18 protein-coding genes are annotated in these 20979 nt (G+C 33.2%); 7 read left to right on the top strand and 11 right to left on the bottom strand.

The features are described from left to right. Nucleotides 1-32 precede the first annotated feature (32 nt). Together ABZA65_RS05295 and ABZA65_RS05300 are read left to right on the top strand one after the other, a co-directional pair. Complete coding sequence (locus tag ABZA65_RS05295) at nucleotides 33-722, top strand: ATP-binding cassette domain-containing protein (RefSeq protein WP_373071394.1); 690 nt, start codon at nucleotides 33-35, stop codon at nucleotides 720-722. Continuing rightward, nucleotides 719-2725 carry a penicillin-binding protein 1A gene (locus tag ABZA65_RS05300; RefSeq protein WP_373071397.1) on the top strand — a complete coding sequence of 669 codons (2007 nt, stop codon included), beginning with the start codon at nucleotides 719-721 and terminating at the stop codon, nucleotides 2723-2725. Before ABZA65_RS05295 ends, ABZA65_RS05300 begins: the two co-directional genes overlap by 4 nt. Nucleotides 2726-2728: 3 nt before the next feature. Here ABZA65_RS05300 and ABZA65_RS05305 read toward each other — a convergent pair whose 3' ends face one another. From ABZA65_RS05305 to leuA, 5 genes are all read right to left on the bottom strand, one after another. Continuing rightward, the gene (locus ABZA65_RS05305; protein ID WP_373071400.1) at nucleotides 2729-3544 is read right to left on the bottom strand and encodes a DUF3187 domain-containing protein; all 816 of its coding nucleotides are present in this window, start codon (nucleotides 3542-3544) and stop codon (nucleotides 2729-2731) included. A gap of 54 nt (nucleotides 3545-3598) precedes the next feature. Beyond that, nucleotides 3599-4006, bottom strand: coding sequence for a hypothetical protein (locus ABZA65_RS05310; protein WP_373071403.1), 408 nt, complete (start codon nucleotides 4004-4006; stop codon nucleotides 3599-3601). A 45-nt stretch (nucleotides 4007-4051) separates the two neighbouring features. Next, complete coding sequence (locus ABZA65_RS05315) at nucleotides 4052-5104, bottom strand: sensor histidine kinase (protein WP_373071406.1); 1053 nt, start codon at nucleotides 5102-5104, stop codon at nucleotides 4052-4054. Continuing rightward, nucleotides 5097-5729 carry a response regulator transcription factor gene (locus ABZA65_RS05320; RefSeq protein ID WP_373071409.1) on the bottom strand — a complete coding sequence of 211 codons (633 nt, stop codon included), beginning with the start codon at nucleotides 5727-5729 and terminating at the stop codon, nucleotides 5097-5099. Before ABZA65_RS05320 ends, ABZA65_RS05315 begins: the two co-directional genes overlap by 8 nt. A gap of 73 nt (nucleotides 5730-5802) precedes the next feature. Further along, entirely contained in the window at nucleotides 5803-7461 is a 1659-nt protein-coding gene (gene leuA, locus ABZA65_RS05325; protein WP_373071412.1) for a 2-isopropylmalate synthase, read from the bottom strand. 154 nt (nucleotides 7462-7615) lie between these two features. On the opposite strand from leuA, the gene ABZA65_RS05330 reads away from it, so the two are divergent. After that, the gene (locus tag ABZA65_RS05330) at nucleotides 7616-9052 is read left to right on the top strand and encodes a methyl-accepting chemotaxis protein (RefSeq protein WP_373071415.1); all 1437 of its coding nucleotides are present in this window, start codon (nucleotides 7616-7618) and stop codon (nucleotides 9050-9052) included. Between the two features lie 59 nt (nucleotides 9053-9111). On the opposite strand, the gene ABZA65_RS05335 is transcribed toward ABZA65_RS05330, so the two are convergent. Continuing rightward, nucleotides 9112-10980 carry a methyl-accepting chemotaxis protein gene (locus ABZA65_RS05335; protein ID WP_373071418.1) on the bottom strand — a complete coding sequence of 623 codons (1869 nt, stop codon included), beginning with the start codon at nucleotides 10978-10980 and terminating at the stop codon, nucleotides 9112-9114. Nucleotides 10981-11218: 238 nt separating this feature from the next. Beyond that, nucleotides 11219-12649, bottom strand: coding sequence for a type I glutamate--ammonia ligase (gene glnA / locus ABZA65_RS05340; RefSeq protein ID WP_373071421.1), 1431 nt, complete (start codon nucleotides 12647-12649; stop codon nucleotides 11219-11221). Nucleotides 12650-12804: 155 nt separating this feature from the next. On the opposite strand from glnA, the gene ABZA65_RS05345 reads away from it, so the two are divergent. Further along, nucleotides 12805-13545, top strand: a complete 741-nt coding sequence (locus tag ABZA65_RS05345) for a hypothetical protein (protein ID WP_373071424.1) — start codon at nucleotides 12805-12807, stop codon at nucleotides 13543-13545. A 7-nt stretch (nucleotides 13546-13552) separates the two neighbouring features. Here the strand turns inward: ABZA65_RS05345 and ABZA65_RS05350 are convergent, their stop codons facing one another. From ABZA65_RS05350 to pstC, 4 genes are read right to left on the bottom strand one after another with little or no spacing between them, the layout of a single operon-like run. Continuing rightward, nucleotides 13553-14224: a phosphate uptake regulator PhoU gene (locus ABZA65_RS05350; protein WP_373071427.1), complete on the bottom strand. Its 672-nt coding sequence runs from the start codon at nucleotides 14222-14224 to the stop codon at nucleotides 13553-13555. Nucleotides 14225-14238: 14 nt separating this feature from the next. Continuing rightward, the gene (gene pstB, locus ABZA65_RS05355; RefSeq protein ID WP_373071430.1) at nucleotides 14239-15024 is read right to left on the bottom strand and encodes a phosphate ABC transporter ATP-binding protein PstB; all 786 of its coding nucleotides are present in this window, start codon (nucleotides 15022-15024) and stop codon (nucleotides 14239-14241) included. Continuing rightward, complete coding sequence (pstA, locus tag ABZA65_RS05360; RefSeq protein ID WP_373071433.1) at nucleotides 15024-15866, bottom strand: phosphate ABC transporter permease PstA; 843 nt, start codon at nucleotides 15864-15866, stop codon at nucleotides 15024-15026. Before pstA ends, pstB begins: the two co-directional genes overlap by 1 nt. Beyond that, nucleotides 15867-16724 carry a phosphate ABC transporter permease subunit PstC gene (pstC, locus tag ABZA65_RS05365; protein ID WP_373071436.1) on the bottom strand — a complete coding sequence of 286 codons (858 nt, stop codon included), beginning with the start codon at nucleotides 16722-16724 and terminating at the stop codon, nucleotides 15867-15869. A gap of 143 nt (nucleotides 16725-16867) precedes the next feature. Here pstC and pstS point away from each other — a divergent pair, with 143 nt between their 5' ends. From pstS to ABZA65_RS05380, 3 genes are all read left to right on the top strand, one after another. Continuing rightward, nucleotides 16868-17872: a phosphate ABC transporter substrate-binding protein PstS gene (gene pstS / locus ABZA65_RS05370; protein WP_373071438.1), complete on the top strand. Its 1005-nt coding sequence runs from the start codon at nucleotides 16868-16870 to the stop codon at nucleotides 17870-17872. A 165-nt stretch (nucleotides 17873-18037) separates the two neighbouring features. After that, nucleotides 18038-19252, top strand: coding sequence for a hypothetical protein (locus tag ABZA65_RS05375; RefSeq protein ID WP_373071440.1), 1215 nt, complete (start codon nucleotides 18038-18040; stop codon nucleotides 19250-19252). Between the two features lie 119 nt (nucleotides 19253-19371). After that, nucleotides 19372-20976: a cation:proton antiporter gene (locus ABZA65_RS05380; protein ID WP_373071442.1), complete on the top strand. Its 1605-nt coding sequence runs from the start codon at nucleotides 19372-19374 to the stop codon at nucleotides 20974-20976. Nucleotides 20977-20979: the final 3 nt, after the last annotated feature.

Consider the following 20979-nt stretch of genomic DNA (forward strand, 5'->3'; position numbering starts at 1 on the left):
TATTGTAAATAATTTTAGATAAAATATATTAAATGAAAATCAATAAACTAAAAATAGATTATAAAGAAAAAACACTTGTAGATATTGCATTTGATATTAATTCATCACTTGCACTTGTAGGTCAAAGCGGTAGTGGTAAATCTCTAAGCATAAAAGCACTTTTAAATATGCTTCCAAACACAATGAGCAGAGAGTTAAATATAGATGCTGATTTTGAACTTAAGGCTGGTGATACAATTGGTTTTGTTCCTCAAAACCCGTTCACGGCACTATCTCCGCTTACAAAAATCAAAAAGCAGTTTTTTAAATCAGACGAGAGAATAGATGAATTGTTTGAACATGTTGGACTAGACAAATCTCTTCAAGAGAGATTTCCTCCTGAACTCTCAGGCGGGCAGTTGCAACGTGTAGTAATAGCAATGGCTCTAGAGGGTAATCCAAAAATTTTAATGCTTGATGAACCGACAACTGCACTAGATCCTGAAACAAGGGTTTTAATACTTGAACTTTTAAAAAGACTTCAAAGTGAGTATAAGTTTAAAATACTTTTCGTAACGCACGATATGAATTCTGCAAAAAATTTATGTGAAGATATATGTGTTATAAAAGAAGGTCATTTGGTTGAATATGGTAAAATGCACGACATATTACAATCTCCAAAAGAAAAATATACGCAAACTTTAATTGAAGCAAATTTTGCAAACAGGGACTTTAGGCAATGAGAAAACTCAGTGTTAAAAACATACTATTTATAATTTTGATACTTGGGTTTTTATCTCCATTTTTAGTACTTGGATATTTCTTACAAATATATACTTATGATATATCATCATTAGTTGATTATAACCCAAGTCAGACTACTAGAATCTATGATAAAGACGGAAATAAGATTGCAAATCTGTTTGATAAAAAGCATAGATATTACGCTCCTTTTGAAGAGATACCTCCACATGTTATTGAAGCCCTTGTAGCAATAGAAGATACGTCGTTTTTTGAACATCCTGGTATAAATGTAGATGCAATATTTCGTGCGGCAATAAAAGTTATAAAAGCTGGACGTGCTGTAGAGGGTGCAAGTACAATCACACAACAGCTTGTAAAAAACGTACTTCTAACAAGGGAGAAAAAGCTATCTCGTAAGATAAAAGAAGCGATATATGCTCTAAAGCTTGAACGCCACATTACAAAAGAGCAGATTTTAGAGAGATATCTTAATGAGATATATTTCGGTCACGGTTACTATGGAATAAAGACAGCGGCTGATGGTTACTTTCATAAGCGTTTAGATGAGCTTACTTTAAAAGAAGTAGCTATACTAGTAGGTCTTCCAAAAGCTCCAAGTACATATGCCCCTACAAAAAACTATGAGATCTCTATGGGAAGAGCTAACCGTGTATTAAAACGTATGAAGGTTCTTGGTTGGATTGATGAGGTAACTTATCAAGAAGAGATAGCTAGCAATCCAAAAGTTTATGATGATACATTAACTCAAAATCAGGCACCTTTTATTGTTGATGAAGTTGTTCGTAGAATGTCGAAAAAAGGTATGGATGACATTAAAACAGGTGGTTACAACGTATATACTACAGTTGATCTAAGTCTTCAAGAAGCAGCACGTGAAGCTGTAAAAAAAGCGTATGAACTCTCACTAGAGAGAATAGAAGAATATAAAATAAAAGATCAACAGATCTTGGAAAAAGATCCAACTTGGGAAATTGCACCTGATGTAAATACATCACTTTTAAATGGTGCTCTAGTATCTCTAGAGGCAAAAACAGGAAACGTTTTGGCTATGGTAGGAAGTACAGACTATGAAAAAAGTTCATATAATCGTGCTACGCAAGGAAGACGTCAACCTGGATCAGCATTTAAGCCATTTATTTATCAAGTAGGTATTGATTTGGGATATTCAGGGGCTACAAAACTTGTGGATGTATCTCGTACATATAAGTATGAAAAAGACGGCGAAGAGTTGAAATGGCAGCCTAAAAATTATGAGAAAAACTATAAGGGCTTAATCTCTCTTCGTGAAGCACTTGTGCACTCAAGAAACCTTGCTACGATCAACCTTGTAAATGAGATAGGATTAAATCAGCTTTTAAAACAACTTGATAAGTTTGGAATAGAGAATTTACCTCGTGATCTTTCCGTATCATTAGGTACTATATCACTCTCGCCATTACAGTTAGCTAAGTATTATTCATCATTTGCAAATGACGGAATTCAAGTTGAACCTAGTCTTATTTTAAGTATAGAGAAAAATGATGAAGTGGTATATGAGAAAGAAGAAGTTACACACTTTATTACTGAACCTACACAAGCATTTATAATGACTAGTATATTACGTGACGTAGTTAATCGCGGTACAGGTCGTCGCGCAAAAGCTTGGGGTATAGAGTTAGCCGGAAAAACAGGTACTACAAATAATAATGTAGATGGTTGGTTCGCAGGATATTCACCTACTATTCAAACAATAGTATGGTTTGGAAACGATGATAATTCCCCAATGCACAGATGGGAAACAGGTGGTAAAATAGCAGGACCTGCTTTTAAAATGTACTATGACAGTGTTTTAAAACTATATCCACAGATCAAAAGAAAGTTTGATGTACCAGAAGGCATAGTTGAAGTAAAAGTTGGAAAAAGAAAAGAGTATTTTAGTAATATTTCAAAACCACCAAGAGTGGAGAAAGAACTAAAAGCTACAGAAGAGCTTTTGTTCTAACTTTTAAAATCTATATCCAAGTCTAAGCGATAAATAATTATCGTTTGCACTATCACTTAAACCGTTAGCATAACTAAATGTTGTAAACCATTTAGAGTCTATAGTGTAAAAAGCGTAAGCAGAGATAGTTTTAATTGTTTCATCTGTTTTATAAACACTGTCACTAATAAAATATGAACCACTTACATAAAGCCTTTGTGTAGGATAAAAACCAACTCCTATACTGTAAGCATTTGTATCTTGATAGTTAACTATAATATCAGTATTGTTAATATCGTCATCGTTTACTTTTGTGTATATGTAACCTGCAAATATATTAATATTTTCCAGTGCATAACTAGCACTTAATGAAGCTGTATAGTCCGTGTTATTATTGTTTAAATTTGAATCATACGTCGGAATAATAACTCCAACTCCTGTTGATATTTTTAAATTTTTTATAGGCAGGAATTGATAATATGCTCCAACAAAAGAATCATCAATTCCATTCTCGTTGTAAGATGTACTTTTAGAACTCATATATGATGTACTTAACTCTAATGAGAAATCTTTGTAGTAATAATCGAATTGGAAGCTATGAGAAGTTGTTTTTGTATTTTCACCTGAATAGTCAGAATCTGTAAAACTAATTCCATATATAAAATCAAAGTTATGTAAAGACGTTGTACTTGATATTGTACAACCATTTGCATCTACTAGTTCACTAAATGGAGTATTTGGACATCTGTCGTTTGTATCTTCAACACCGTCTAGGTCATAATCATTGTAAGCAAAAAGTGTAAGTTGTAATGTAAATAATAGTAATAAAAATCTAATCATAGATCTCCTTTGTTAATTTTAAATGCCACATAATGTGGCATATTTTTTTAAGCTCTAAGGTCTGTTTTTACCGTATTGACCTTGTCCAATTGCAGTAGTGCCGCCACCACCCATTTGAGACTGGTGCATACCTTTTGAACCAGCTTGATTTTGGTTCATTCTTTGATTTCTAATTAACTCACCTGTTTGATCGCCCTCTTGAACACGAGTTCTTTCTCTGATCTGCATTTTAAGCTCAGCTCCACTACCTTGCATACTCTCACGTAGTTTAGCAGTTGCTTCTTGGCGCTCCTCTCTAGTTAAAGTAGATAAATTAGTTTTAAACTCATTTACAAGTTCAACTCTTTCTTCTTGCGTTGTTGCATTTTGTATAGCAGTGATCTGCTCATCTATTGTTGCTGCCGCACCTAATGTTAAAGACCCTAGCAAAAGTATTGTTGCTGTTATATTTAAAGTTTTCATCTCGTATCCTTTAGTTTTAGATTGTAAAAGTATGACATAGAAGTGTTAGCTCTTTGTAAGCTGTGAAAGATCTAATGAAAAGATAGTCCCTTTAGATATTTCACTCTCTATTTTAATTTCAATCTTTAGTTCATCGCATAGTTTTTTAACTATATGAAGACCGATCCCTATACCACGGTCTTGCTCTTTATAAAATCTGTTAAATACTTTTTTAGGGTTTTGAATACCTTTTCCCGTATCAATAATTTTTAAATTATTTTTTTCATATATGACCTTAACAGAACCGTCTCTTTTATTGTATTTTGCTGCATTGGTTAATATGTTGTCGATTATTCTTACAAAAGCCTCTTTGTTTGTAAAGATATTTATATTTTCAACATCTATTGAGAAGTTTATATTCGGGTAGTTTTTTTCTATAAAATCTATTCTTTGTTTTAAAAGAGTTTTTAGCTCAAGCTTTTCTTTTTGCAATGAGCTGTTTTGAAGATATGAGCGCAAATGATCTTGCAGATCAAGTATATTACTTACACTTAACTCTATCCTTTTAAGCTTTTCATTTTCACCTAGCTCTTTTTTGAGCATTGAGGAATTAAGTCTTAGAGATGCAAGAGGTGTATTAAAATCATGAAGTATATCTTTTATAAATTCTTGTGTTAAAAGCAAGGCGTTTCTAAGTGGATAAAGTGCATAGATTGAAAATAATATAGATAAAATAAATGTTATAGCCAGTACTCCAGATAGTTCTAAATAAAGTTCCTCTTTTATAGTTTGTATCTCTTTTTGGTAATCTTTTTTAGATAGATTAAATGATAGTAAAAACTTTTCCGAATCGATTATAGGGTAGAAACTTGTTAAACCTTTGTCATCTTTATATAAAGTAGATAGTTTTTTCTTTTCTTCTATATCTATAAAGTCCAGTTTAAACTGTTCACATTTTAAATCGTAACTGCACAGTCTCATTTGAGATAATATATTTTCATCTAAGGTTTGTACGTTTTTTGCAAAACTTATATAATAAAGTATGCTTATTAATATACTTAATGAGCCAAAAAAAAGAAAAAAGCTTTTTAAGAACGACTCTATTTCTACTTTATTCAAGTGAATATCCTACACCACGCACATTGATTATATTTAATCCGGTAGTTTGTTTTAGTTTAGTAATGGCAACTCTTAATGCAGTTGGAGATGGTTTATCTAGACACTCTAAAAGTATATCTTTATCTAATACCTGATTTAAATTATTCAAAAACAGTTCAAGCAGTCTCTCTTGAACCTCACCGATTGATTTTATATGACCATCTATTTTTAACAGCTTTGTATTTGAATTATACTCTATATTTTTATAAATTATATTTGTTTGTTTAGGTAAAAGTTTTGCATTAATACGTATTAATAACTCTTCTGGGAAAAACGGTTTTTTAATATAGTCCTCTGCGCCTACTTTAAAAGCTTTTGAAATTGACTGAATATCTACAAGTGCGCTTATAAATATAGTAGGAGTATTGTCATTTGCATCTCTTAGTGATTCTAAAAGCTCTAAACCAGTGATGTCAGGTACATTTATATCAAACACATAAAGGTCAAATTTTTCATCATAAGTTTTGTCTATTGCTTCATTACCTGTTGTTACTAAAGATACGTCATAGTTTTCAGATATAAGCAGATCTTCTAAAGTTTGTGCTAAAAGTATATCATCTTCTAAAAGTAGTATTTTTTTCTTCATAATGTATTTTAATATGAAAGTGTTAGCAGTTTGTTAAAAGGGTTGAATTTAAGTTCAACCCTTTGGAAGATTTTTATTTGAACGCTCTATTTACTGCACAAAAAAGTGCTTTTATAGATGCTGTAGCTATATCGTTGTCTGCACCCATTCCAAAACATGAAAGCGTGTCCTCACTTTGGATCTCTATATATGCGATAGCTTTGGCTGTGCTTTTATCTCCGCATGAATGTTCAGAGTAAGACTTTATACTAAACTCGTTTGGATACTCTTTCATCAAAGCATTTTTTGCAGCATCTATAGGACCATTCCCTTCACCTACAGATGTTATCTCTTTGCCGTTCATTTTATAAACTAATTCGCAAGTAGATGCAGAGCTTTTAGAACTAAGTGAACAATCTACAAAAGAGATATGCTCTTCATTTTTAAAGTAGTTGTTTTGCAACACTTCAAAAATTTCATCATTGCTTAACTCACGTCCCTCTTGATCACTAAGGGCTTGAACTAACTTACCAATTTCAGGGTGCATAGCTTTTGGAAGTTGATATCCAAAGCTCTTTTCTAAGATATATGCAACCCCGCCTTTACCAGACTGTGAGTTGATACGTATAATATCTTCGTATGTACGTCCTACATCAGTCGGATCTATCGGTAAGTACGGTACTTCCCAAAAACTGTCTTCACGAGATTGCTGATAAGCCATACCTTTGTTAATAGCATCTTGGTGTGAACCTGAAAATGCAGTATAAACAAGTTCCCCAACATAAGGATGACGTGGATGTGTAGGCATCTCAGTTGCACGCTCAACTACATCTAGAATCTCATTAACATCACTCAGATCAAGTTTTGGATCAAGTCCTTGAGTTGTCATATTAAGTGCTATTGTAATGATATCAACATTACCTGTACGCTCACCGTTACTCAAAAGTGTACCTTCAACTCTGTCTGCACCTGCAAGTAATGCCAACTCAGTTGCAGCGATAGAAGTCCCTCTATCGTTATGAGTGTGAGTAGATATAACAACATTTTCTCTATTGTTTAGATGTCTTCCCATCCACTCAATCTGATCTGCATACACGTTTGGCGTAGACATCTCTACAGTTGCAGGTAAGTTAATGATCACTTTACGATCAGCACTTATACCCCATCTCTCAGTTACGGCATTACATATCTCGGCTGCAAACTCTAACTCAGTTCCTGTAAAACTCTCAGGTGAATACTCTAAAAAGATCTCACCGTCGTGTTGTTGTTCATATTTTTTTACTAGATCAACACCTTCAAGAGCTAGTTTAATAATCTCTTCTTTTTCTTTTTTGAAAACTATTTTTCTTTGCGCTATTGATGTTGAATTATAAAGGTGAACAGTTGCTTTTTTTACACCTTTTAAAGCTTCAAAAGTTTTAGCGATCAAGTGTTCACGTGCCTGAACAAGTACTTGAACAGTAACATCATCAGGTATTAGATTGTCATCAACCAAACGGCGTAAAAAATCAAATTCAACTTTAGACGCAGATGGAAAACCTACTTCTATTTCTTTAAAACCAAGCTTTAGTAAGAGTGCATATAATTCAAGTTTTTTCTCCATGTTCATTGGATTGATAAGTGCCTGATTACCGTCACGTAAATCTACACTACACCAACGTGGAGCTTTATCAATAGTATTGTCCGGCCAAGTACGATTTGGCAAATCTATTTGTGGATATGGGCGATATTTACCCTTTGTAACATGTTGCATTACAAAACCTTTTTTTCTTGAATTTTTGATAATACACTCTTACATTTATTATCAAGTTTGGAATTATATCAAATTTATGGTTATCCCACTTAACTCATGGCGTTTTAGATATATTTTGATATGATTTCACATTAAAATTTATTGGGGATTAGTAATGAATGAATCAACATTGAGAAATGTTGCCACATCAAACATAGCTCAGATAGTATTGTTTGTATTGGCTTTTGCGGCTGAAAGCTTTGTATTTGGTTTTTCAGTAGTATTGTTAGTTGCAACTATTTTGCATATTGGATTGGCAGTGTATCTACGTTCACAACTGCTTATAGTGAAGAGTTCTGTTGAAGGTGTTACAGATGCAGTTTCAAAAGTATCAAACGGTGATTTTGATGCAGTAGCACCTGTGATCGGTAAGGGTGAGATAAACCTAATGGCTAAAGAGTTTAACTCTATGCAGGTTCAAATAAAACATTATTTAAAAGAGACTATAAAAGCAATAAATATTGCAGAAGATACTGATAGATCATATTATGCTTCTTCAGATGGGCTAAATCAAGCATTGAAAGAAGCAACAGATAAGATTAATAAATCTGTTAAAGCTATAGAAGCTGGTTATGGAGCTCAAATACGTGGTGCATTTACTGAAAAACTGCATGACTTAGGCGGTGGTATTTCACACGGTCTTAAAGTTATTCAAAATAACCTTCTGAATAATTCAAAAGAGGTTGATAAGATATCTAAAATGTCTAATCAAACTTCAAACGAAGCAGATAACTCTCTAAAATCAATGGAGGGTATACTTGAGCTTTTCAATAATTTAAGTGAAAAGATCGAATCAACTAATCATAATATTAACGGATTATCTGAAAGATCACAGGAAATATCTACAATAGCTGATATTATTAAAGATATAGCTGAACAGACAAACTTATTAGCATTAAATGCTGCTATTGAAGCTGCACGTGCAGGTGAACATGGACGTGGTTTCGCAGTTGTTGCAGATGAGGTAAGACAACTTGCTGAGAGAACTCAACGTTCAACTCAAGAGATATCTGTAACCATCCAAACGCTTCAACAAGAAGCTACTGAGATGCAAGCCCATTCTGAGGATATGACAAAAATATCTGAATCAGCAACACACACTATAGATGAGTTTGCAGAAACTCTTAGAGGATTCCAACACAATGCACAAGAATCAGCTAATTATTCAAGTTTTATTAGAGACTCTTTATTTATGGTATTAGTAAAAATTGATCATATCTTATTTAAATCTAATGCTTATACATCAGTGATATCGCAAAAAAGTGTAGCCGAATTTGGTGATCATAGAGCATGTAGACTTGGTAAATGGTATCTTGGTGAAGGAAAAGAGCGTTATGGACACACTCGTAACTATTCTTCAATAGATGATCCTCATTCCAAAGTACACTCAAATGTTATTAAAAATGTTAAATTTGTAGAAGATGGAAGTGTATACAATTCTAAAAATGAAGCTATTATTATTGATAACTTTAAAAATATGGAAGATGAAAGCGAAAAATTATTTAATATTTTAGACAGAATAATTGAAGAACTTGACCCTACTAAAAAGTAAGTTTGAATGAACATCCCCATTAAAAGGTTTAAGATGGGGATGAGCCAAAGAACTGCAAGTTAAGTTCTAAATGTTTCAAGTTTTGTATGTAGATCCCCCGTCATGGAATTAAGGTGATTAGCTGCTGATGCGATCTCCTCCACATTTCTAGCATTTTCTGATGAAAACTTATTTATATCGGATACTTGAGAAACTATGTATTCAATATTATTTCCAGTTTCTTCAAAATCTGTTACAGTTTTATCACTTGCTGATACAGCAGATTCTACAATATTTACACTTTCATTAATTTTTTCTTCTACATCTATAGAAACATTTGCAAGTTGTTGAACTTTGTTTGAGTTAAAGTTCATCTGTTCACTAACATCACTTATGGATTGAACTATCACATTGATTGTTGCATTTATCTCAGAGAGTGACTTTTGTGTTCTTTCTGCTAATTGACGAACTTCATCGGCAACAACTGCAAAACCACGACCGTGTTCACCTGCCCGTGCTGCTTCTATTGCAGCATTAAGAGCAAGAAGGTTTGTCTGGTCTGCTATATCTGAAATAACTTCAAGTATAGTTTTCACAGCACTCGCATCATTTGATAGGGTATTCATCCTTTGAGCTAATTCAACTTCAATCTCAGCACTTTGCTGCACTTTTGCAGTTAGATCTACAATATCGTTACGAGCTGCTCTAAGATTTTCATTTGCTTGTATAATATTCTTTTTACTCTCTTGAGCATCTTTGACTGCTGAAATAATCTCATTTTTTATCTCATTGGCTTTAAGTGTCGCTTGATCTATTACTCCAACAGATCTTTCAACATTCTCTCCGACACCTAGTGCAGTGGTAGAAAGCTCGTGTGCGATGGAAGTATTTTCGTGTGAACTTTGCTTTGCGTCATTTATTATATTTCTAAGCTCATCAAGCATGATATTTAAATCTTTTGAAAGTGTGCTTAGTTCATCTTCTCCGTCAATTACAATAGAATATGACAAATCTTTTGTTGACGTAATATTGTTTACATTATCGGTTATGTTCTGTATTTTTGAATTTATCTTTTTAATAACCAAATACGCATATAAAGACATAATAAAAAGTAAGAAAATAAATACGAATATTGTAGAATTAATAGTATCTGTTTCTTTGTCATTAATAGCACTATTTATAATTTTATAAAATTGTTCAAATACTTCATCTACTTTGTGAACAGTTTCTCTCATCTCTCCTAAAGCACCGTCTTTACTCGTCAAGCCTATTTGTTTATAACCTTCAACCAAATTATAAAAATCTGTTTTATAATTATTTAAAAGCTTTATTACATGATCATTATCAGATAGTTCTACATCTTTAGCATGTGATAAAAACAATTTAAAAGATTTATCAAATTTTTCAAGATATTTAAGATCACTGCGTAGCATAAAATCTTTTTCTGCACGGCGTAGCATAAGCATATCTACCTGCAGTTTGTAGTTTGCATATTTTTTGAGTAAAGTCTCTAAATCGTGAACGCTATTTCTTAATGATCCATATAAACCATCTTTTGGATTAAGTCCTACTTTCTGCTTGATAGCAACAATATTATAAAAATCTTTATAATATAATTTGAAAATATTATTCAAACTTTTATATATATCTTGTTTGAAAGCATATTTTTTAGATTTAACAGATAAATTTTGAAGTTGTAACATTAGATTTTTGTGATTCTTTTGAAATTTATCTACATATTTTAAGTCATTTCTTGCTAAAAAATCTTTCTCATTACGGCGTAGCATTAGCATAGTTGATTCAAGATTTTTTATTTCATAGTTTATTTTTGATAGTTCACTAATCTGCTTTGAAGAGTTAGAAAAGAAAAATCCTAATGACAGGAATAACACAATTGATACTGCAGCCATAGATATAAGCATAGCTTTAAACGTTTTAAAGATAAACATTTTAACCTCCAGAGTTTATACAAAATAATCTCAGAAAAAATATATCTGAACAGTTAGACATATGACTAAATAAGGGATATTTTTACTTAAGATTGTTTTCTGGAAGATATTATACATATATTAAGGTCTTTAGTCGGTCACGTAAAATATTTTTAACTGTTTTATTATGTGAAAGTTGTAGTTGTTGGTTGAATTTTTGATAGATTAAATTTATTCCCTATGAAGGGAATAAATATTACTAACACTGGTAAGTTGTTTTAAACTCGTATGCAGTCGGACGACCTTCATCAGGCCAAACTTGACGCTCGAATTGATAGTGTTGATAAGTTTGGATAAATAGATCAGTAAATACTGGTTTTAAGAAATCATTGTCACGGATAAGCGCTTCTAGTGATCCTCTTAAAGTGTGTGGCATTTGTGGTATTTTTCTCTCACGAATCTCATCTAAAGATAATTCGAATAGATCTTCATCCATAGGCCCTATTGGGATATCTTTGTTTTTGATACCGTCTAATCCAGCCATCATCATACAAGCGAATGCTAAGTATGGACATGCAGTAGAATCCGGGAATCTCATCTCAACACGTGTAGCTTTCTCACCAGCACCGTAAGGGATACGGCAAGATGCAGAACGGTTTTGAGAAGAGTAAGTTAAAATACTTGGAGCCTCGAAACCTGGAATTAAACGCTTGTATGAGTTAGTAGAAGGGTTTGTAAACGCAGCTACTGCACGAGCGTGTTTAAAGATACCACCGATATAGTGTAAAGCTGTCTCAGAAAGGTTAGCGTACTCACCCTCTTTATAGAAAAGGTTTTTACCGTCTTTCCATAATGATTGGTGTACGTGCATACCGTTACCGTTGTCACCGTAAAGTGGTTTTGGCATAAATGTAGCAGTTTTACCGTTTAGGTGTGCAATCATTTTTACAACATATTTATATTTTTGAACATTATCAGCAGCACCGATGATATCGCTGAATACTACACCGATTTCACCTTGACCTTGAGCAACTTCGTGGTGACCAAGAACAACTTCTAGTCCTACTTGCTCTAGTACTTGCATCATCTCAGCACGCATATCAACCATAGAGTCAGTTGGAGCAACTGGGAAGTAACCGCCTTTAGTACCAGGACGGTGTGCAGTGTTGTACATATCTTCGTAGTGAGTATTTGAATTCCACTCACCCTCTTCAGTATCAACTTTGTAACCAGATTCGTTAATGTTATCTACGAATTTTACGTCATCAAAGATAAAGAATTCATTTTCAGGTCCGAAGTAAGCAGCATCAGCGATACCTAATTCATCAGCGTGAGCAAGTGCTTTTTTAGCGATTGAACGAGGACATTTCTCATATGCTTGACCTTTGTAGATGTCATATACATCACAAAATATAATGATCGTTGGATCAGCTGTAAAAGGATCTAAAAATGCTGTTGGAACATCAGGCTTTAAAAGCATATCTGATCTATTGATCGGCTGCCAAGCGTCTACAGATGAACCATCAAAAGGAAGACCAGCTTCTAGTTGCTCAGCTGATACAGCACTCATTCTGTAAGTTAAGTGGTGCCATGCACCTTTAATATCCGTAAATCTAAAATCAACGAATTGTACATCATTATCTTTACAAAATGTAAAGAATTCATCTATATTGTTAACAAATTTTCCCATTCGTATTCTCCCAAAAAAAAATTGCTATAAGTATATCTGAATTTAAATTTATTAAAGATTAGAGATGTGATTAAAAAATCATCATTTTTATTTGAAATCATATTATCTAAGATTGAGATATAATTTAACTATATTTAAATGAAGGGAGAAAGATTATGGTTTATGATTTTTGGAAAGATTATGAAGAGTTGATCTCCTATGACCAAGTGTCTATGTTGGATTATAGATTGGATAATATCTCTATAAAATTAAATGAGTTTTTTCAAAGACTTATTATAATGCATATAAAAAAGAGATATATTAAATTTTATCTTGCAGGTTCTTGTATAAAAGCAGACAGATTTAGAGACTTGGATATGTTTTTCCCATCTAATGAAGATCGAGAACTTTTGAACAATGCGATGAATCAAGATTATTTTGAATATGAAAACAATTCACACACGTATAAATATAAAAATGATATTTATCAGCTTGTATATCGTGAAAGATTTAAAAACGCCACTTTAAAAGAGTTGGTTGACGGTTTTGATTTTGACTCTACAAAGATAGCTTTTGAGTGTCAGTATGATACAAAAAAAAGACTTTTTAGTATAGTTAAATGTGATATTAGAGAAGAGTTTATAAACTATATAAATACAAGAGTTAACCACTTAACAAGAGTAAGTGTAAATCCGTTTGTGTCACTTCAACGTGCTATATATTTTTTAAAACGCGGTGATGATGTACCATACGAAGTTTTTTTACAAGTATGTTCAAAAATTGCAGATTTAAAAGTAGAAGAGGATAAAGATGTATCTAAGCACTTTGAAAACCTGCAGGGGAATCCAAATAAGCTTAGTAATATAAAAGATGCAATCTCACACTATATCGATGAGCAAAAAGAGCACACCGATTAAGTAGAACTTATTGATGTAAGTGAATCTCTCCACCATTTTTTGCATACATCATAAGGTTTGCAATATTTACAGTTCTATCACAAGAACGCTCTAGTTTTCTAAGACTTCCAAGAACTTTTACATATTCAATTGCAAGCTCTTTTTCGTCTATAATATGTGTCATGATATCTTTTTCAAGTACTGAAAAGAAGTCGTCATTTTTACTCTCTTCAACCATAACTTTTCTATAGTTATCATCGATATTACATTCATTAAAGTTGTCAAAACACTCCCAGATTAACTCTAAAGAGGTAATAGTACTTTTATGTAAAGGTAATATAGTCGGGTTTAGTGGTTCTAAGTCACAGTCACTATCTATATGCTCTCTCATTCTTTGTGCATATTTCTTTATACCAATACCGATTCTAACTATTTCATTTGTCATTTTTAAATAAGCTATTAGCGAGCGAAGCTCAATAGCCTCAGGACCAAATAATGCAAATGCTTTAATAATTTCATTATCTATAATATCTGCATTAACACCTATATTGCTAAGTCTATCTTGAACCTCTTGAAACTTTGCCTTGTCATTTTCTTTATATGCTTCATAAGATATCTTATTTGCCTCAGTAATATTTTTAAGAAGAGTTGAGATTTTCCCTCTTATATCATTTACTTTTTCATCATATTTACTATTCATTTTTTAATTTCCTATTAACCAAATTTACCTGTAATATAGTCTTGCGTTAACTTTTCGTTCGGTGTAACAAAAAGCTCCTCTGTACGACCAAGCTCTATTAGCTCGCCTAGATACATAAACCCTGTATAGTCACTAACACGCGCTGCTTGTTGCATGTTGTGTGTAACGATCACTATGCTCACTCTGTCTTTTAAACTTACTACCAGCTCTTCAATCCCTGCTGTTGAGATTGGGTCAAGTGCAGATGTAGGTTCGTCAAAAAGTAATACTTCAGGCTCAACTGCAATAGCACGAGCGATACAAAGACGTTGCTGCTGACCGCCAGATAATCCGTTTGCATCATGCTTTAGTCTGTCTTTAACCTCTTTAAATATAGCTGCATCTTTTAGAGCTTTTTCAACTCTGTCTTGTAGCTCGGTTTTATTTTTAATACCTTGTAATCTCATACCGTATGCTACATTATCAAAAATGCTCATTGGGAAAGCTGTAGGTTTTTGAAAAATCATACCAATTTGGATACGTAAGTTGATAAGATCTTCTTTAGCATCTAGTATGTTTCTACCCTTAAACATAACCTCACCATCATACTTGTTCCCAGGATACAGATCATGCATACGGTTAAAACTTCTAAGAAGTGTAGTTTTACCGCAACCTGATGGTCCAATAAGTGCAGTTATGCTATTTTTAGCTATAGGCATACTTACTTTTTTTATACTTGGGTCATCTGCACCTGCATATGTAAAATCAAAGTTTTTTACATCTAGTGCAATTTCGCCGTTAATATCAACAATACTTGCCATTATCTTCCTTTTTTCTTCATAATAAATAGTCTTCCAATAATATTAAGACCTAATATAAACATACTTAAAATAAATGCTGCAGCCCAACCTAGACGCTGCCAATCTTCATATGGAGAAGTTGCATAGTTGTACATTGTAACGGTAAGTGAAGCCATTGGTTCCATCATATCCGTATTTAAAAAATTATCGTTAAACGATGTAAACAGAAGTGGTGCAGTTTCACCTGCAACACGTGCAACACCTAATAATATACCAGTTAATATACCTGCTTTAGCACCGCGATAAACTACTTGCATAATAACTTTGTATTTTGGAGCACCCAAAGCAAATGCCGCTTCACGCAAAGTTGATGGTACAAGTTGAAGCATATCATCCGTCGTACGAAGTATGATCGGAAGCATTATAATAGTAAGTGCAATAGAACCAGCCCATCCACTGAAATGTCCCATAGGTGCAACTACAATTGCATAAACGAATGCTCCGATTACAATACTAGGAGCACTCATCATAATATCTGATATGTCACGGATGATCTCAGCCAGTTTCGCACGACCGCCGTATTCACTAAGGTATGTACCTGCTAAGATTCCAAGTGGTACTCCAAAAAGCGTGGCATAACCAACAATGTAAAGTTGACCTATAAGTGCATGCTTCAGTCCGCTTACCTCATATCCGGGAGGTGCACCTTCTTCTGTAAATATAGTTGCACTTAGTGCATCTAAACCATTTGCTACAAGTACATAAAGGATCCAAAACAGAAATCCAATACCCACTATTGCAGATAGTGTAGATAGTGCCATAATGATTCTGTTTATAATTATTCTTTTATTAGTATGAGTCATTTACGCCACCTTCTTACGTCTTAAGAAATAAAACTTAGCAACGGAAATAATAGTAAAACTAATAACCAGTAGTAATAACGATAACTCAAAAAGTGATGAGTAGTAAAGTTCTGTATCTGCTTCTGTAAACTCATTAGCCAATGTTACCGGAATAGAAGTAGCAGGTTGAGTAAGATCTGCTGATATTTTATGAACATTACCCATAACAAATGTAACAGCCATAGTCTCACCAATCGCACGACCAAGTGCCAATATAAATGAGCCGATGATACCTGCTTTAGCGTAAGGAATAACTATATCTTTTATAACATCCCATTTAGTTCCACCTAGTGCATAAGCTGATTCTTTTAAGATATCAGGTGTAGTATTCATAGCATCACGAGTAACGGCTGCCATAAAAGGTAAGATCATAATACTAAGTACAATTCCGGCACTAAGCATAGATATCCCAATACCACCTACCGCATCACGAATAATAGGTACAAAATAAAACAGTCCCCACATACCGTATATTACAGATGGTATTGCAGCTAAAAGTTCTATAGATACGCCAACGGGAGATTTAAGACGAGCAGGTGCCAGTTCACTTAAAAAGATAGCTACACCTATTGCAACCGGTACTGCCAAAACCATTGCAAGAAAAGTTGATACAACAGAACCGTATATAGCAGGCAGTGCACCGAATTTTTCCAAGTTTGGCGCCCATTTAGTCTCAGTTACAAAATCTAAACCGAAAGCTTCTATAGAACTTAGAGAGTGTTCAAAGAGTACAGTAAATATCCATGCAACTAAGAGCAAAATACCAATAGCGATAATCTTTGTAATATTTGAAAAAAGTTTATCTATAATAAAACCCAAAAAAAGAGCCCTCCGATTAATAAAGTTTGGAATTTTAAGACTTTTTTATTACAAAATGATTACAAATAAATCATTCTCTTGTAACCAAACGGTAATAACCTAAATTTATAATTCGCCAACAAAATTTCAAAAGGACATGAAAAATGTTAAAAAAAATAGTTTCAACATTAGTAGTAGCTGCAGTTGCTGTAACTCCACTATTAGCAGCAGATAAAATAAACGGTGCCGGCGCATCATTTCCTGCTCCATTATATTATGGATGGGCATTTGATTATAAAAAAGATACAAAAAACCGCGTTAACTATCAGTCGATAGGTTCTGGTGGTGGAATCAAGCAGATAACTAAGCGTGTAGTAGATTTCGGTGCATCTGACAAACCTTTAAATGCAAAAAAATTATCAGACGGTAAACTTCTTCAGTTTCCTGCTGTTATCGGTTCAATTGTAATTGCTTTTAATGTGGATGGAATTAGCGATGCTACATTAAAACTTAAAAATGAAATTGTTGCAGATATCTTTGCAGGTAAGATTACTAAATGGAATGATTCAGCTATTAAAGCTGACAATCCAAGTGTTAAACTTCCAAATGAAAAAATAATCGTTGTTCATAGATCTGATGGATCAGGTACTACATATAACTTTACTTACTACCTAAGTGGAAGCAGTAAAAACTGGAAAGAAAACTTCGGAACTGGTAAAGCAATTGACTGGGCTACAGGTATCGGTGGTAAAGGTAACGAGGGTGTTGCAAACTTAATTAAACAAACTCCATACTCTATAGGTTATATTGAAAACGCTTACAAAGAGAAAAACAACTTAAGTGCAGCTGTACTTAAAACTGCAAGCGGTAAATGGGTTGAAGCTACAGAAAATAACTTTAAAGCTGCTGCTAAATATGCATCTTGGACTAAAAAAGAACACTTCTATGCAATGTTAGCTCTTCAACCTGGTGATACTTCTTACCCGATCGTTGCAGCTACTTTTATTTTACTTCCGGTAGAAAAGCCAGCAATGAATAAAAAAGTTATAAAATTTTATGACTATGCATTCAAAAACGGTGATGCTCAAGCTAAAAAGTTAGGTTATATCCCACTTCCTGAAGCAACTAAAAATATGATTCGTGAGTACTGGGCTGAGAATATCAAGTAGTCACAATCTATATAATTTCATTTCATAAATTTCTTCATTTGAGCTTCCGTATCTTTAGAGGTGCGGAAGCTTTTTTTTTGGTTACACTACTGTAATTTAATGTAACCATTTCGTAACCGTTGTATTGATATACTTTCGGAAATTAAAAACACAAGGGTATAAAAGATGAAAAAAATCGTTCTTTCAACTATCGCTGTATTAAGCATAGCTGCTTCATCTGTTAGCGCAGAAGATACAAAGTTTTATGTAGATGACAATGGTCAAGTATTTACTAAATCTGCATCAGATCGTAAACCATTGGAGATGGGGCATAAATCTACACCTGTTTTCTCTCATACTGATAAACTAAAATTTAGTGGTTTAACATATATTGGTTTAACTCACAATCGTTATGCAGATAGAGTTGCAAATCCAAATGAAACAAACTTTGAGCTTAGACGTGCTTATTTTCAATTAAAAGCATACCTATTAGATGATCCAAAATCTTACTACCGTGTAACTTTAGATATGCACCAAAATGCTGAGAGTGATATGGTTGTTCGTGCTAAATATGCATACCTTTACTTAAACAATGTGTTACCAAATACTGGTGTTGAAGTTGGTTTGGCACACAGACCTTGGCATGACTATGAAGAGCACAATGCTTGGTACTACCGTGATATTTCTAAAGTATTAATCGAAGCTAAAAACGGTGGAGACTTATCTAACTCAGCTGACTTTGGTATTATGACTAAAACTAAAACAGAATATTTCGATGCTGATATCGGTATTTTCAACGGTGAAGGTTACCACTCAGACTTCAATGATGATGAAGCTAGTGATAAAGCTGGAAACGGTATGAGTTTAGAGTGGAGACTTACTGCTCACTTAATGGGTGTAAACGGTAAAGACAAGCAAACTAAGAAAACTTACGCGGATGCTTCTTTCTTTGGTCAATACAACAAAGAGCATAAAGCAAGTGCAAGTGGTTTCGCTGATGATTATGATGATCTAGTATTCTACGGTGTACACGGTGTATATAATATGCCTTCATTCTTAGTATCTGCTCAGTATGTAAAATCTGAAGATACAGCTGAGAACAATACTTTCGTATCTGCTCAAGCTGGTTCTGGTTACTCAGTGAACGGTGAGTTCCGTTTAGGAGATAACTATGAGTATAGAGTATTAGCTCGTTACGATTCATGGACAGATAAAGAGCAAGTAAGTTCAGATGAAAGAGAACAAACTTCATTAATTGCCGGTGTCGCTTGGCAACAAAACCACAATGTTCAGTGGGTAGCTAACATGATCGTTAAAGATAATGAAAAAGATGCATTCAATGCTAAAGCTGATACAGCTGACAGCAAAGCATATATGTTAACTGCTCAAATAGAATTCTAAAAAACTTTACGCCGTCATTGACGGCGATTTCATTCAATTCCTTAATGCAAAGCTTTTAAAGCTTTGCACTCTTTTACTTTCTAACTGTATAATTAATCAATATTTTTTAAGGTATATATATGTTAGAGATAATAATTTTTTCAATTTTAATTGCAACAATATTAAATATCTTTATTAAAAGATTCTCAATACCTACAATTATAGGTTATATAGCAACCGGTACTATAATAGCTTATAGTTTCGAACTTCACGATGCTATACACAGTAAAGAGTTAAAAGAGATAGCAGAATTTGGTGTAGTATTTTTGATGTTTACAATAGGACTTGAATTTTCAGTCAGAAATTTAATGAAGATGAAAAAAGAGGTGTTTTTATATGGGGCACTTCAAGTTATAATAACGGTAGTCTTTTTTGCATCACTAGCGCATCTTCTATTTTCTATTGACCTCAAATCTTCTATAATTATAGGTTCTGCATTAGCTTTATCATCCACTGCCATTGTTCTTAAACTACTTAATGAAAATGGAGATATTAGCAAGGTTTATGGACGTAAAGTTCTGGGTATTTTACTCTTTCAAGATATTGCAGTAATACCAATACTTCTTATGATCACTATCTTCAGTGTTACGGATAAGTCAGTTTCTTCATTACTGTTAGAGACTTTGTTTAATGCTGCTATTTTACTTTTAGGATTGTTTTTAACAGGCAAGTATCTGCTTGAACCGTTTTTTCATCAGGTTAGTAAAACAAAATCAAATGAGATTTTTGTTGGTTCGGTTTTACTTGTAGTTATGGGTGCATCGTATTTAGCACATAGTTTTGGTTTTTCTTATTCTCTAGGAGCTTTTATAGCAGGTATGATGATAGCCGAGACTCATTACAAACACCAAGTTGAAGCGGATCTTGTACCTTTTAGAGACTTGCTTCTTGGCGTGTTTTTTGTAACTGTAGGTATGCAGCTTGACTTTGGAATCATTTATCAAAACATATCTACTATTTTATTGGTATTACCGGCAGTTATTTTGATTAAAATAGCTATTATATTTACATTGCTTAAATTTGCAACTGACTCAAGAATAGCATTAAAAAGTGCAGTTAGTCTTTTTCAGTTAGGAGAGTTTGGATTAGTTGTTTTTGAGCTCTCTTTTGCAAAAAATTTAATTGATCCGGTACTTGGTCAAGTACTTATAGTTATGGTCGTGATATCTATGATATTGACTCCTTTTGTATTGAAAAATATATCTAAAATAGTAGATGTTTTTGACTATACTACTGAAGAATCTGAGCAATACTCATCTTTAGAAAATGAAGAAAAATTAACGGATCATATTGTACTAATCGGTTATGGAAGACTTGGAAAAAATATATCTAAACTTTTGCGAAAAAATAATATGAAATATGTAGCTATAGAAAACGATATTGAAAGTGTAAAAAAAGCAAGAAAACAAAATCGTCCAGTCATTTTTGGAAATGCCTCTCAAAAGAGTGTACTAGAATCGGTAAATATAAAAAAAGCTCACGCTGTGATTATATCTGTAGGAAACTCTAAAAAACTTCATTATATTTGTAAAAGTGTGAATGATCTTAGAGAAAATGCTAAAACAATTGTTAAAGTAAATAAGTATGAAGAACAGGAGTCTTTAAAAGAGTTAAATTTAAGTCATATCGTAGTTGAGATGGAAAAAACTGCTAATGCTATGTATGAGGAAGCTGTTAAGCTTTAATAG

The organism is Sulfurimonas sp., from assembly GCF_041583195.1.
Lineage (GTDB): Bacteria > Campylobacterota > Campylobacteria > Campylobacterales > Sulfurimonadaceae > Sulfurimonas.